12 protein-coding genes and 1 riboswitch are annotated in these 13,892 nt (G+C 69.6%); of the genes, 3 read left to right on the top strand and 9 right to left on the bottom strand.

Annotated features, from left to right (window positions below):
• Positions 1-4 precede the first annotated feature (4 nt).
• From cobN to K225_RS0106595, 9 genes are read right to left on the bottom strand one after another with little or no spacing between them, the layout of a single operon-like run.
• Entirely contained in the window at positions 5-4,210 is a 4,206-nt protein-coding gene (gene cobN, locus K225_RS0106555; RefSeq protein ID WP_026435670.1) for a cobaltochelatase subunit CobN, read from the bottom strand.
• Positions 4,207-4,569, bottom strand: coding sequence for a DUF2149 domain-containing protein (locus tag K225_RS0106560; RefSeq protein WP_026435671.1), 363 nt, complete (start codon positions 4,567-4,569; stop codon positions 4,207-4,209). Before K225_RS0106560 ends, cobN begins: the two co-directional genes overlap by 4 nt.
• Positions 4,566-5,033: a hypothetical protein gene (locus K225_RS0106565; protein WP_026435672.1), complete on the bottom strand. Its 468-nt coding sequence runs from the start codon at positions 5,031-5,033 to the stop codon at positions 4,566-4,568. The genes K225_RS0106560 and K225_RS0106565 overlap by 4 nt, the downstream gene beginning before the upstream one ends.
• Positions 5,030-5,827: an ABC transporter ATP-binding protein gene (locus K225_RS0106570; RefSeq protein ID WP_369794840.1), complete on the bottom strand. Its 798-nt coding sequence runs from the start codon at positions 5,825-5,827 to the stop codon at positions 5,030-5,032. The genes K225_RS0106565 and K225_RS0106570 overlap by 4 nt, the downstream gene beginning before the upstream one ends.
• A gap of 21 nt (positions 5,828-5,848) precedes the next feature.
• Entirely contained in the window at positions 5,849-6,934 is a 1,086-nt protein-coding gene (locus tag K225_RS0106575; protein ID WP_026435674.1) for an iron ABC transporter permease, read from the bottom strand.
• Positions 6,931-7,866, bottom strand: coding sequence for an ABC transporter substrate-binding protein (locus K225_RS0106580; RefSeq protein ID WP_026435675.1), 936 nt, complete (start codon positions 7,864-7,866; stop codon positions 6,931-6,933). Before K225_RS0106580 ends, K225_RS0106575 begins: the two co-directional genes overlap by 4 nt.
• A gap of 4 nt (positions 7,867-7,870) precedes the next feature.
• Positions 7,871-8,464 (bottom strand): bifunctional adenosylcobinamide kinase/adenosylcobinamide-phosphate guanylyltransferase, encoded by a 594-nt coding sequence (locus tag K225_RS0106585; RefSeq protein WP_026435676.1) that lies wholly within the window; start codon positions 8,462-8,464, stop codon positions 7,871-7,873.
• Positions 8,461-9,828, bottom strand: coding sequence for a cobyrinate a,c-diamide synthase (locus K225_RS0106590; RefSeq protein WP_026435677.1), 1,368 nt, complete (start codon positions 9,826-9,828; stop codon positions 8,461-8,463). Before K225_RS0106590 ends, K225_RS0106585 begins: the two co-directional genes overlap by 4 nt.
• Before the next feature lie 12 nt (positions 9,829-9,840).
• On the bottom strand, positions 9,841-11,748 hold the full coding sequence (locus tag K225_RS0106595; protein ID WP_026435678.1) for a TonB-dependent receptor domain-containing protein: 1,908 nt from the start codon (positions 11,746-11,748) through the stop codon (positions 9,841-9,843).
• 80 nt (positions 11,749-11,828) lie between these two features.
• Positions 11,829-12,066, bottom strand: a riboswitch (cobalamin riboswitch).
• Between the two features lie 35 nt (positions 12,067-12,101).
• On the opposite strand from K225_RS0106595, the gene K225_RS0106600 reads away from it, so the two are divergent.
• The 3 genes from K225_RS0106600 to K225_RS0106610 all read left to right on the top strand — a co-directional run bounded on the left by K225_RS0106600 (position 12,102) and on the right by K225_RS0106610 (position 13,831).
• A complete protein-coding gene (locus K225_RS0106600) occupies positions 12,102-12,323 on the top strand; it encodes a cell division protein ZapB (protein ID WP_026435679.1) in 222 nt (73 codons plus the stop codon).
• Positions 12,320-12,679 (top strand): cell division protein ZapA, encoded by a 360-nt coding sequence (locus K225_RS0106605; RefSeq protein ID WP_026435680.1) that lies wholly within the window; start codon positions 12,320-12,322, stop codon positions 12,677-12,679. The genes K225_RS0106600 and K225_RS0106605 overlap by 4 nt, the downstream gene beginning before the upstream one ends.
• Positions 12,680-13,015: 336 nt before the next feature.
• Positions 13,016-13,831, top strand: coding sequence for a sulfite exporter TauE/SafE family protein (locus K225_RS0106610; RefSeq protein WP_026435681.1), 816 nt, complete (start codon positions 13,016-13,018; stop codon positions 13,829-13,831).
• The last annotated feature ends 61 nt before the right edge of the window (positions 13,832-13,892 follow it).

Consider the following 13,892-nt stretch of genomic DNA (forward strand, 5'->3'; position numbering starts at 1 on the left):
GGTGTCACAGACCGGCCAATTGCGGCTGAGGGGACAGGGAAAACGGGCGCCCGGCCTGCCAGGCAGCGCCAGCGAGCACCACGAGGGCCATGACCAGCAGCGCCACGATACCGGCCATGCGCTCCACCGGTGCGGTTGGGCTCACGGCGGTTTCGCGCTCGGGCTGGCGCTCCAGCAGCACCCCCATCGTAGGCACGGCGGGCGCAGCTGGCGGGGTTTCTGCCTGGGCGGGTGGTGCAGGCAGGTCGGCTGCCGGAGAGATGGCCTGCAGCGGAGGCAGCACAGGTGACTGCGGTGTGGCAACAGCCATGCCAACGGGCGCGGAGTCCGCCGCTGGCACACCCCGCGCGGCATGCTCCACCCAGCGGCGCACGCTGGGCAGCTCGGCCGCCAGCGGTGCAGCGCGGGTCAGCTCCTGGTACATCTGCGCAAGTTGCTTTTGCGTGTCGGCATCGGCCTGCCAGTAGCCCTGGCGCTGCGCCTGCACCAGGCGCTCCAGCGACTGGGCGTAGGCCTGCGGGTGTTCCTTGAGCCATTCGGGCAGGCCCAGCTGGTGCTTGTCGCGCACCAGCACGTCATAAAAGCTTTGCCAATGGTCGCTGCGCACCGTGTCGGGCGCCACGGCCTGCCAGCCCCAGGCGAACTGCACGGCCTTGAGCACCTGCAGCGTGCCCGAGTAGCCCTCGGCCTTCTGGGCCTGCAGCCAGCCGGGGTGCAGGTAGCGCGACTGCATCTCCAGCGCAATCGCGCGCTGCGCAGTCTCGGTGGTGGGCTCACCCACGTCCTGCAACTGGGCCACATGCAGCTCCAGCCCCTGCGGGCGGCCTGCCACGCGGGCTGCAGCCGACAAGCCGCCGAGGTACTGGAACGGATCGTCCGAGCTGACCATCGCGTAGAGGTGCGAGCTGCGCGAGAGGATCGCCGCATCGGTGCGGCGCAGGTGCGCCCCCAGCGCCTTGGCGGCCGTGCCTCCCGCCACGCCCGTCACCGGCTCGCCGTCCAGATAGGGCTGGCTCATGCGCTCCAAAAACATCTGGCCCAGGCGTGCATCGTTGGTCTGCAGGCCGTCGCTCTGCACCGCGTCCGACAGGCCGGTGCCGTAGTCGCCCACCGCATTGCCAAAGGCCCGCACCCGCGCCAGTTGCTCGGCCTGGGCGCGGGGCACGCCTTGCCTGCGCAGTTCCTGGCCAATCTGCTCGGTGTTGCGCGCAATCACATTGCCGGGCTCGGCCGTGGCGGCCTGGGCCACCGCGCGGTCGAGCAGCGCCATGAGCGCAGGGAACTGGTCGCGGTACGAGCCGGTGATGCTCATGAGCACATCGACGCGCGGGCGTTGCAATTCATCGGCCGCGATGGTCTCCACGCGCACCGGCCGGCCCGAGTCGTCCCACACCAGGCGCATGCCCAGGGCCACCAGCGCCTGCGCTTCCATGATGCCCTGGTGGCGCAGGGTTTCGCCGGCCCACAGCGACAGCGCCATGCGCTGCGGCGCCTGGCCGCCATGGCGCGCCTGGTAATCCTTGAACCAGTCGTTGAACAGCGTCTGCGCCACGGCATAGGCCTGGCGCGTGGGCAGGCGGCTGGGGTCCAGCCCCGTGAGGTTGCGGCCCGTGGGCAGGCTGTCGGGGTTGCGGATGGGGTCGCCCCCGTAGGCGGCACTCAGGTAGCGGCCTTCCAGCGCGGCCAGCAGGCCGGGCAATTCGCCCTCCGTGGCGAGCAGGCGCTCCAGCTCCTGCGCGCGCTGGGCCAGCTGCAGCAGCGCGGGTGTGGCTATGGGCTGGCGCGCGGCGCGGTTGGGCACATGGTCTTCGGCGCGTACCACGTCGGATGCCCCCGCCGTGCCCGGCGTTGCTGCCTGCGCGGGCAGCGCGGGGCGCAGGTCCAACACGCTCGCGGCCTGTGCATCCTTCAAGGCCACCTCCAGCCAGCGCGCGGGGCGTGCGGCCAGCACCGCATCGTGCTGGATCAAAAAGGCTTCGTCGATGTCCTCGCCCAGCGCCTCAATCAACGGCTTGCGCAGCGCCTGCAGGATGGTCTCGCGCCGCTGCTCGGGTGCGGGCACACGGCCAAACACGGCCAGGCCCTTGGGCTGAGAGCTTTGCGCCAACTGGTCCAGGTAGGGGTGCAGGATTTCAAGAAAACCGCTGAAGTCGGCCGCGATGCGCTCTGCGCTCCAGCCCAGGTCGCGGTGCAGCTGGTGCTCCACGAACTGCGCGACCAATTGCTTTTCGAGCGCACGGCGCGTGGGGCCTTCGTCCACGGTCTCCCATTCGTGCATCACCTCGTGCATGTGGGCCATGCGCGCCTCGAAGCCCGCAGGCGCGAACACCGGCGTGCGGTGGCTCACCAGCACGGCGCGGCCCCGGCGCTTGGCCGTGAGCGCCTCGCCCAGGTTGTCCACGATGTAGGGGTAGACCACGGGCAGATCGCCCAGCGGTAGCAAGGCGTCGTCATGCACATCCAGCGCACGCGCCTTGCCACCGGCCCATTCCTGCGTGCCGTGGGTGCCGAAGTGGATGAGCGCGTCGGCCTCCCGCTGCGCCCACAGGTACACCGCCAGGTAGTGGTGCGACAGCGGCGCCTTGGCTTTATGCATGAACGGGTTCTGGCCCAGGCGCAGCGTCTCTTCGCGCGGGGGCTGGGGCAGTACGGACAGATAGCCCACCTGCAGGCGCGGGATGGCGAACACTTTTTCGCCCTGCCAATCCACCACGTAGCGGCTTTTCTCGGGCGGGCCCCAGTGCGCGTTCATGCGCTCGCGCACGGCCTGGGGCAGCGTGGCCAAGTGCTGCGCGTAGTGCGCCAGCGGCAGTGCGGCGGCCTGGCCGTTTTGCAGCAGTGCGCGCACATCGGCGCCGGGGTAGTAGGCGGCCAGCAGCGGCTTGAGGCCGTCGATCCAGCCCTGCTCGGGCACCTGCTGCGTGCGATAGCCCGCCTGGGCCAGCCCGCCGGAGACCTGCTCCAGGCTGCGCGGCACGTTGAGGAACGAGGCGCCAAAGTTGGTGCCGCCCGGCGGGTAGTTGTAGACCATGGCCACCAGGCGCTTGTCGGCGGCGGGTTGGGTTTGCAGCGCAATCAGCCGCCGCGCCTTGGCCGCCACGGCCTGGGCCTGGCGTTCGATGAGGCGAAAGTCCTTGCCCTCGGCGCCGTGGGCGGCGACCAGCACCGGGTCGATGGCACCCGCCGCTTCGGGCTGCGCCAGGTAGAACGGCACATCGGACAGCGACAAGCCGGTGTCGCTGGCCTCCCAGGCCGCCACATCGCCTGCACGGAAAGGCTGCGTGCCCAGCAGCGGCACGCCCCAGCGCGCCAGCAACGGCTGCAGGGCGGCGGCCTGGGGCACGAGCTGGTGCAGCACCAGGGCCGAGGCATGCAGGCGGCCGGGGCCGGGGCCTCCTTCGGCGGGCAGCTCCAGCACTTCGGCCAGCGTCTGCGCCGTGACCTGCTGGCCAAAGACCGCGTAGGCGAACAGACCCTGCTGGCGAAACGTGCGCAGCCAGGCATCGAGCCACTCGGTGCTGCCATCGACAAAGTGGTGGCGGTGCACCAGCACGGCCACGGCGGGCAGGCCGCGCAAAGCAGGCTGGCCCTGGCGCCAGGACTCCAGCGCTGCGGCGTGGGGCAGCAGGCGGGGCGCGTCGGGGTGGTAGATGCCACGGGTGGGCAGGATGTCGGGCGCGGGCAAGGCGGGCATCGCATCACCCACCACCGTGGCGCGCGCCAGGGCGACGGCGCTCTGGAGGTTGCGCGGACCACCCGCCTGCAGGTAGGCCACCATGCGGGCGCTCGTGTCCAGCGCTGCCAGATCGGTTGCAGGCATGCCCGCAGGCACCCAGACCACGCGGCCGGGGGAACGCGCGGCACGGGCATCCAGCTGCGGCCCCACCATGCGGCGCAAGCGCGCCTCCACGCTGGCGTGGGGCGCATCCACCCACACCAGTGCCGCGCCCGCCAGCGCGCGCTCCAGCTTCTGCGCGCCTGCGGCGTCCAGCACCGCCGGGCCGCCCAGCGGGTAGTCGATGTGGGCAAAGCCCAGGCCCGCCTCGGCGGTCAGGCGCTGCACCATGGCGGTGCGCGGGGCGGTGGTGATGTCGGAGGTGAGCCACAGCAGCACCGGCGCGGACTGCGCGGCCTGCACCAGTGGCGCAGCCAGCAGCAGCGGCAGCAACACTGCGCACCACAGCGCCGCGCGCAGGGTCCGCCAGGTCATGGCTTGGCGGAGTCGGCTGCGCCCGCTTCTGCAGGCGCCGCACCGGTTTCAGGGATATAGACGATGTTGCCATCTTCGAGTTGGTAGGCCACGCCAGCGCGCACGCCCTGCCCTTGCGCCGCGCTGCCTGCACCCTTGAAGCGCACTTCCTTGCCCTGCTCGCGCACCACCACCTCCATGTCGGGCTGGCCCGCGTTGCGGATGAGGGTCACGCTTTCATGGGCGCTGGTCTGGCTCTGCACGGCCACGGCCGTGAGCAGCGCCACCACCAGCACCAGAAACACGTCCACCAGGTTCACGGCGGACAGCATCGGGTCGTCGTCGTCCTCGGCCAGGACGCTCAGGTGCTTGAAGGTCATTGCGCCACCCCGCGCTCCTTGCGCACCACCAGCAGCTCGGCCAGCAGCCAGCGGCGGCGCACCGAATACACCACCAGGCCCACCGATGCGGCGGCCAGCGCCAGCACCACGCCCGCAAACGCGCCGCTGAACACGGCCAGCGCCTGCTGGCCATTGCCCGCTGCCACGCTCTGCAGCGCAGGGCCCAGCGGGATCATGGTGGCGATCAGCCCCAGCATGGGCGACAGGCGGCTGAGCAGGCGCACGGGCTCTACCTGGCGCACCAGCTGCAGCTCCAGCTCCTCCATCGACAGGCCCGGCGCCACGCGCAGCGAGCGGTACTGCGGCTGGCGCCAGCGCTGCCAGGCCTCCATCAGCGTGGCGCCGCCCGACCACAGCGCGTAGACGAAGGCCAGCCCCACCAGCACCAGCACCGGCCACAGCAGCGCCTGCGCGACCTGCGAAAAACCCGTTTCGATATTCATGCCTGCACTTCCTTGGTTCCTTGGTTGTTCCTGCGCTGCAGGGATGGCAGCGCCATCCACATGCCTTCGAGCTGGCGCACATGGATGCGGTGATCGAACACCTGCTCCAGCGCGGCATGGGTGGTGGCGGCGCCGCAGGCTCCGTGGTGCCGCACGCGGCCCGCTGCCATCACCACCATGTCGTCAGCCTGCAGCGCCAGCGACACCTCGTGCAGCACGCTGACCACGGTCTGGCCCTGCGCCACCAGCGCGCGCACCAGCAAGAGCCAGTCGGCCTGGTGCGGCGGGTCGAGGTTGGCCAGGGGTTCGTCCATCAGCAGCACCTGGGCCTGCACCGCCAGCAGCCGGGCCAACAGCACGCGCTGGCGCTCGCCGCCCGACAGCTGGCCCAGCGCGCGGTGGCGCCAGTCCCACGCCTGGGTGGCGCGCAGGGCCTGCTCTACCGCGGCGTGGTCGGCGCCGCTGGGGGGCGAGAGCCAGGGCTGGTGCGGCAGGCGCCCCAGCATGGCCACGTCGTACACCATGAGGTCATCGGCGGCCACCTCGTTCTGGCCCAGCCATGACAACGCCCGTGCCCGATCGCCGCGCTGCCATTGCGCCAGAGGACGGCCCAGCAGGTGCACGCTGCCGCTGCAGGGCATGAGGCCCGCCAGCGTGCGCAACAGGGTGGATTTGCCCGCGCCGTTGGGGCCCACGATACTGGTCCAGCGGCCCGCCGGCAGCTGCAGTGTCACGCCGTGCAATATGGCACTTTTTCCAATGCTGGCGCTGACTCCATCGGCGCCGATAGCCATGTTCTGAGGAGCGAATGCCATTTACAGCAGCCCCCCTGGTCCCGTGCGCCGGTGCATCAGCCACAGCAGGTAGCCACCACCGAGCACGGCGGTGAGCACGCCCACCGGCAGCTCCTGCGGGGCGATGAGCCCGCGCGCCAGCAGGTCGGCCGCCGCCAGCAGCACCGCCCCCATCAGGCTGGCCAGCCCCATCAGGCGGCCGTGCGGCACCTTGGCCACCGCGCGCACCAGGTGGGGCGCCGCCAGTCCCACAAAGGCGATCAACCCCGTCTGCGCCACGGCCGTACCGGTGGCCAGCGCCAGCACCGCCACCAGCGCGGCGCGCAGCGGCGCCAGCGGCAGGCCCAGGCTGTGCGCGGTGGATTCGCCCAGCGCCAGCCCGTCGAGCACGCGCGCCAGCGCCCAGGCCGCAACGAGGCACAGCACCCACACCCCCGCCATCAGCAGGCACGAGGTCCAGCCCACGAAGCCGGTGGAGCCCAGCAGAAATGCCTGCATGGCCTGCAGCGAATCGGGCGACAGCAGCAGGATGAGCGAGGTGAACGCCCCCAGCACCACGCCCACGATCACGCCCGCCAGCAGCAAGCGCAGCGTGTGCTGCACCCCGCGCGCCAGCGCCAGCGTGAGCAGCACCGCCAGCACGGCACCGGCGAACGCGGCACCCGTCAGGCCCAGGCGCACCAGCCAGTGGCCGGAAAACACCAGGGTCACCGCCGCGCCCTTGGCACTGCCCACCATGCCCGCCCCGCCACCCATGAGCGCCAGCGCCGCGGCCACGCCCAGCGAGGCGCCCGAGGCACTGCCCAGCAGGTAAGGGTCGGCCAGCGGGTTGCGAAACAGCCCCTGCGCCACGGCGCCCGCCAGGCCCAGCAAGGCCCCGGCGCACCAGGCGCCCAGCGTGCGCGGCAGGCGGATGTCCCACACGATCTGCCAGGCCATATCACGGGCAGCGCGGGAGGCAGGGTCAGAGCCGTCGCCCCACAGCGCCGGCCAGAGGTTTTCCAGCCCCACGCTGCCTACGCCCGTGCCCAGCGGCACCAGCAGCAGGCTGGCCGCCACCAGCGCCCACCCCAGCCAGCGCCCGCGCCGTGCCACAGACAGGCTCATGGACGCACCGCCGCAGTGCCCCGGGCGGCAGGCACCGCCTTGCTGGCCAGGCAGCGGGCCATGAGGCGCGCGCCCTCGGCCATGCGGGGCCCGGGCCGCACCAGAATGTCCGCCTCTTCGGGGGAGAACACGCACAGCCGCTGTTCGCGCAGTGCGCGCAGGCTGCTCCAGCCGGGCCGCTCGGCCAGGCCTTCCAGGCTGCGGGCGCCGACCATGATCAGGTCCGGGTCGGCCCGCACCACGAATTCGGGGTTGAGCTTGGGGAAAGGCCCGAGCGATGCCGGCAGGATGTTGCGGGCGCCCAGGCGCGCAAGGGTCTCGCCGATGAAGGACGAGGTGCCCGCGCCATACGGCCCGCGGTTCACCTCGAAGTACACGCGTGCGCCGCGCGCGGCAGGCGGGACCGACTGCGCCGCCGCCTCGACCGCCGCATCGATGTGGCGCCATACGCGCAGCGCATCGGGCACGGCCAGCACCTGGCCGAGCTTGCCCATCACGCGCTGCACGTCGGCGTGGCTCCTGGGTTCCAGCGCCACCACGGTCAGGCCCAGCGATTCGAGCCGGGCCGACGCGCGCGACGAGGTAGCCATGACCACCACATCGGGCCGCAGGGCCACGATGGCTTCGATGTTCGGATCGAGCCCGCCGCCCACCTGGGGCAGCCGCGTGACGGCCTCGGGCCAGTTGGAATAGCGGTCCACCCCCACCAGCCGGTGGCACTGGTCGAGCGCACAGAGGGTTTCGGTGAGCGAAGGCAGCAGGCTCACGATGCGCTGGGGCGGCCGGGGCAGCGTGACGGTGCGGCCCCGGTCGTCGGTGACCTGGATAGCCTGGGCGGATGCCTGCGCCTGCGCGAGGCCCGCCATGAGCAGGCCCAGCGCGACAAGGATGGCGAGCACCCACAGGATGCGGCGCACGGGAGTTGGTTTCATGGCTTCATTTCAAGGTCAAGGGCAGGCCCGCTGCCATCAGGGTGACGCGGTGGCACGCCTGGGCCACCTGCTGGTTCAGGGTGCCCAGGGCATCGACAAAGGCGCGCACCTCGCGCCCCAGCGGTATGACCCCCAGGCCGATTTCGTTGCCCACCAGAACCACAGGGCCCGGGGATTGTCGAACTGCTTCCAGAAACATAGTTGCCTGCGCTTTCCAGCCATGCCCCAGAGCCTGCTTTTGTTCAAAATCCATGGTTTCCGCACCCATGGGCATGGTCCAGTGGGTCAGCCACAGCGTCAGGCAGTCCACCACCACCAGGGTGTGCGCCGTGCCGTGGCGCGCCAAGGCAGCGGCCAGATCGCGCGGCTCTTCCACGGTACGCAGCCCCGGCACGCGTTCAGCGCGGTCACGCTGATGGCGGGCAATGCGCTCGCGCATCTCGTCGTCCCAGGCCTGGCCGGTGGCCACCAGCACCGCGCTGTGATCGGCGGACTGCGCCAGCCAGTCGCGCGCCAGCAGCTCGGCGCGACGCGACTTGCCGCTTTTCTGGCCGCCGAGGATGAGCTCGGTGGCGATGGGCGATGGCGACACGGTCATGCAGGCACTCCGCCCAGCAGATGGGCCGCCGCCTCGGGGCTGGAGGGAAACCACGCATGGAAGTAGCTCGCGTGCAAGCTGCCCTGCCGGTACAGCGCCTCGCCAGCCGCCGGTGCAGGCGCTTCGCCGGGCCGGGCCGTGCGGGCCACCACTGGCGCGCTGCTGTCGCTGGTCGAATAGTGGAAGGTATGGCCGCGCAGCGTGTACCCCGCCACGTCCACCTGCTGCGGCCCCAGCGCGGCCAGCCGCTTGTGCAGGGTGACATGGCCAGGCAGCAGCCCCCACAGCGGTGCCGTGCTGCCATCGGCCAGCGTGATGGATTCCATCAGCGCCATCATGCCGCCACACTCGGCCCACAGGGCTTTGCCGGCTGCCACATGCGCGCGCAGGCTGGCCTGCATGCCGGTGTTGGCCGCGATCTGCGCGGTGTGCAGCTCGGGGTAGCCGCCGGGCAGCCACACCGCATCGCACGCGGGCAACGCCGTGTCCTGCAGGGGTGAGAAGAACACCACGCGCGCGCCCATCTGCTCAAGCAGCCGGATATTCGCGTCGTAGATGAAGCAGAACGCCGCATCGCGCGCCACGGCCACCGTGCGCCCAGCGAGCAAGGCGGGCACGGCCGGCAAGTGCACGGGCGCGGGGAAATCCACCGCCCAGCGTTGCAGCTCCTGGGCGGTCATCTGCCCCAGCGGCGTGGCCTCCAGCGCGTCGGCAGCGGCATCGAGGCGCTGCTGGCTGTCGGACAGCTCGTGCGCCGCCACCAGGCCCAAGTGCCGCTCGGGCAGCAGGGCCCCTGCAGACCGGGCAGCGCCCGCATCGGCGCTGGCAGTCACCCGCATCAGCGCACCCAGCCAGTCTTCGGGTGCCCGAAGGCCCGACCGCAGCATGTCGGCGTGGCGCACGCTGCCCACCCGGTTGGCCAGCACGCCCGCCCAGGGCAGACCCGGGCGGTAATGCTGCAGGCCAAACGCCAGTGCACCAAAGGTGCCGGCCATGGCGGAGGCGTCCACCACCGCCAGCACCGGCACACCGAAGCGCTGGGCCAGGTCGGCGGCGCTGGGATCGCCGTCGAACAGGCCCATCACGCCCTCGATGAGGAGGAGGTCAGCCTCCTGCGCTGCCGCGTGCAGGCGCTGGGTGCAGTCAGCCTCGCCGGTCATCCACAGGTCGAGCTGGTGCACCGGCGCACCGCTGGCGAGCTGGTGCCAGTGCGGGTCGAGAAAATCCGGCCCGCACTTGAACACCCGCACTTTCAGGCCCTTGCGCGTATACAGCCGCGCCAGGGCGGCAGTCACCGTGGTCTTGCCCTGGCCCGAGGCGGGGGCGGCGACCAGGAGCGCGGGGCAGCGGGCGGGGGCAGACATGGCAACCGGCATTTACTGCGGTGCCCACTTCACGCCGACATACAGCGTCCGGCCGGGCGTGGCATAGGTGCGGGCCAGCTGGTAGTCCTTGTCGGCCAGGTTGTCGACGCGGGCCAGCAAGGTGTAGTCGCGGGCGATACGGGTGCTGGCGTAGAGGTTGACTAACGTGTAGCCGCCCAGCACGTTGGTGTTGGCCACGGTGTCAAAGCGGCGACCCGAGGCTTGCACCTCGGCGCCCAGCGTCCAGTCCGCGATGCGTGTGTCCGCCCCCAGGGTGGCATGGCGCTTGGCGCGGCGGGCAAGTTGCTTGCCCGTGTTCAGGTCACGCGGATTTTGCAGGTCGATCGAGCCATGAAGCTGCACGCCCGACAGGTGGTAAGACCCTGCAAAGGTGACTCCCTCGTACTGCGCGCGGGCGGTGTTGGCATAGCAGCCGAAGGCCGATGCACAGGTGCCCGCACCCACGAATGAGATCAGGTTGGAGACCCGGTTGCGGTAGGCCACCACCGAGAAGCTGCTGCGGTCTTGCGCGTAGCGCAGGCCCAACTCGGCGTTGCGGCTGCTTTCGGGCTGCAGCGTGGCCACACCGTACTCACTGAACCGGTGGTACAAGGTGGGTGCCCGGAACGCCGTGCCCACCGATGCCGTGGCGCGCCAGTGCGGAGCGAAGGCGTAGCCGTAGGACGCACTGCCGGTGTCCTTACCACCGAACTCGCTGTCGGAATCATGGCGAACGTTGAGCTGCAGGGTATGGCGACCGGCGTGGTAACCATAGCCCAGCGCCAGCGCATCCTGCGACCGGTCGCGATCAATGGGTTTGTTCTGCAATGCGTCTTCACGGCGCTCCAGGGCCGCGCTGAAGCGATGGTCTCCCCAGCGGAAATCGTTCTGCCAGAGGTAACCGCGCAGCTTTGTCTCGGTCAGGTAAGGCGATGGCGTGGTTTCGTAGCGATTGACCGAGTCGGTGACCGACACGCGCGTGCTGTAGGCATCCGACCATTGCGCCGCCCAGGTGAGCCCTGCCGTGCGCAGGCGGTTCAGGCTGCGGTCATCCACCGGCTTGGCCGCTTTGTACGAGGAGTTGTCATAGCCCGCGTTCATGCGGCTGGCCAGCAGCGTGGCGTCCAGGCGGTGCCGGGCATTGATGCGAAAACCCAGCCGGGCATTGCCCGAGGTGCTGCGGTAGTTGTCGCGGTCGGGGTTGTGGGAACCGCTGACCTTGGCATCAAAGCCGTCGCTGATTTCGCGCGCAATGCCCAGCGAGTAATCGAACGCACCGTCTTGTCCAGCCGCGCCGCTCACGCCGGCCTCGATCTTGCGGGTGCCCTGGCTGCCCACGCCCACGCCCACATACGGCTTGGCCGCGCCTTCGCCCCGGCGGGTGAAAAGCTGGATCACGCCGCCGATGGCGTCGGAGCCGTACACCGCAGCGGCGGGGCCGCGCAGCACTTCGATGCGGTCGATCTGCGACAGCGGAATCTGTTCCCACTGCGCACCACCGGTGGATTGCGAGTCAATGCGCACGCCGTCGATATAGACCGCCGTGAAGCGCGACTCGGCGCCCCGCAGAAAAACGCTGCTGGCATTGCCCACCCCCCCGTTGCGAGAAATCTCGACACCCGGCAGGCGCGCCAGCACATCAGCCAGGCCCGTGGCACCACTGCCTTCAATGGTTTCGCGGTCCACGATCGACACGTCGGCCACCAGATCGGCCAGGGGCTGCTCGGTGCGCGTGGCGGTCACCACCGTTTCTTGCAGCGAAGGCATGCGTGTGTTTTGTGCCAGCAGCACGGGCGCTGCGAGTGGCTGCGCCTGCGCCGCATGGGCGGACACGAAGGAAAGGACAGCCAGCACGCAGGGGCGCAGGCACAGCGGCGCGATATGACGCACACGGCGCGCACTAGGGGTACGGATTTTCATAGGAATCATCGTCAACAAACTACCCGAGCCGGCTTCCCCGCCAGCATGTGGGAGACAAGGCATGGCACGCCTCCATAGGCGCGCAAAACCACCGTGTTGGCCGGTATCCGGGCTGGCGGAGCGCCCTCCAATGCCTTCCCAGGTGCTTGTTCAAGGCGCCCAGTGGCTTGTGAATGGAGAGGGAATCAAGTGATTCGTCCGCTGACCGTTGCGGGGGCAGCGCAGGCTGGGCGCACCATGGCTGGTGCAACCTCCCTGCTTCCCGTTGAACTGCGGTATGTGAACCACACCGCGAGCACCAACAGCAGGATTTTAAGGGGGTTTCTGTGCGGCCCTCTACAATCGTGCGCTGTATGGACGCCCCCTCCACCATCGACCAGATCGCCGACCGCGTTGAACGCCTGCTCTTGCGCCACGCGGAACTCCAACGCACCAATGCCCTGCTGGCAAGCCAAGTGTCAGCCCTCACGCAGGAGCGCGACTCCCTCAAATCGCGCCTGAGCGCCGCCCGCGCCAGGGTGGACGCATTGCTCGAACGCCTGCCCCCATCCCCCCCTCCCAAGGACGTCGAATGAAGCAAATCGAGGTGCAGATACTGCAGCAAAGTTATCTGCTGTCCTGCCCCGAGGGGCACGAGTCGCGATTGCTGGAAGCGGTGGAGCGCGTGGACACCGCCATGACGCGCATCCGCGATGCCGGCAAGGTGCGGGCACGCGAACGCATTGCCGTGCTGGCGGCGCTGAACCTGGCATTTGATATTGCCGATCGGGAAGCTGCCGACCTGGCGGCTGCGCACATGCATCCAGCCACCCTGCCCCACCCCAGCGAACCCGCCAGCCAGCCCTTCAACGCAGGCGCGGATGCCCTGCGACTGCAGACACTCGTGCAGCGCCTGGATGACGCCTTGGGCGAAGACGGGCGCCTGCTCTGAGGAACGGGCGTGCAGCGCGCCCTCTGTTGCCACCCTGGCATCGGGCAGTGCCGGCAGTCCGAGCGGCCAACGCCTACAATAGAGGGGTCTGCGGTGCTGCCGGGCTTTATATTTCCTTGAACCAATGCTCACTGAGCACGGGCTTGGTACATCGCCCGGTGAGCGTGATCATCTCGCGTCAGATGAACCCAACGCCTGGCTGCCCTCGCCCACCTGAACCCCCGGTTCAGGATGCCGGTCCGGTGGCACTTGCAGACACCCTCTTTTCCCTTCCGTCGGCGCGGGCACGCCCTGTGCAGATGCGGCGCACTCAGTCCCCCCGGACCTCTTGGCATGATGCTCGAACCCCTTCTGGTTGTTGAACTCGCAATCCTCGGTCTGGGCACCGGCTTTCTTGCAGGCCTGCTCGGCATTGGCGGCGGCATGCTGCTGGTGCCTTTCATGACCTACATTCTGGGTCACCAGCAAGTGCCCCCCGACCTGGCGGTCAAGATGGCCATTGCCACCTCCATGGCCACCATCATGTTCACCTCCGTTTCCAGCGTTCGCGCACACCACAAGCGAGGTGCCGTGCGCTGGGACATCGTGCGCAGGCTGGCACCAGGCATCGTGATCGGCGGGCTGGTGGCGAGCCTGGGCGTTTTTGCGTTGCTCAAGGGGGCGTTTCTTGCGATCTTCTTTGGGCTTTTCGTGAGTTTCTCGGCCTTTCAGATGTTTCTGGACAAGAAGCCTGCGCCGTCCCGGCAGATGCCGGGAACCAGCGGACAACTGGCGGCCGGGGGGGTGATTGGTTTTCTGTCTGGCCTGGTGGGCGCGGGCGGTGGTTTTGTCAGCGTGCCGTTCATGACATGGTGCAACGTGGCCATTCACAACGCCGTTGCCACCAGCGCCGCGCTGGGTTTTCCCATTGCCCTGGCGAATGTGGTGGGGTATGCGGTGGGCGGTCAGTCTGTGGCAGGACTGCCATCGGGCTCGCTGGGGTACATCTGGTTGCCTGCGCTGGCCGCCATTGCCACCTGCAGTGTGCTGACCGCGCCCTTGGGTGCGCGGGCGGCGCACCAGCTGCCGGTGAAACAACTCAAACGGGTTTTTGCCAGCCTGCTGCTGATGCTGGCGGCCTACATGCTCTGGAAGGGCGTGGCGGCTTTCTGAGAGCCTGTTTACGATGCCCCTCCGAGGCAAACGAGGTCAGCGTGCCACCCGCCGCTGACAC

It is taken from the genome of Acidovorax sp. JHL-9 (assembly GCF_000426205.1).
GTDB classification, from domain to species: Bacteria; Pseudomonadota; Gammaproteobacteria; order Burkholderiales; family Burkholderiaceae_C; genus Acidovorax; species Acidovorax soli.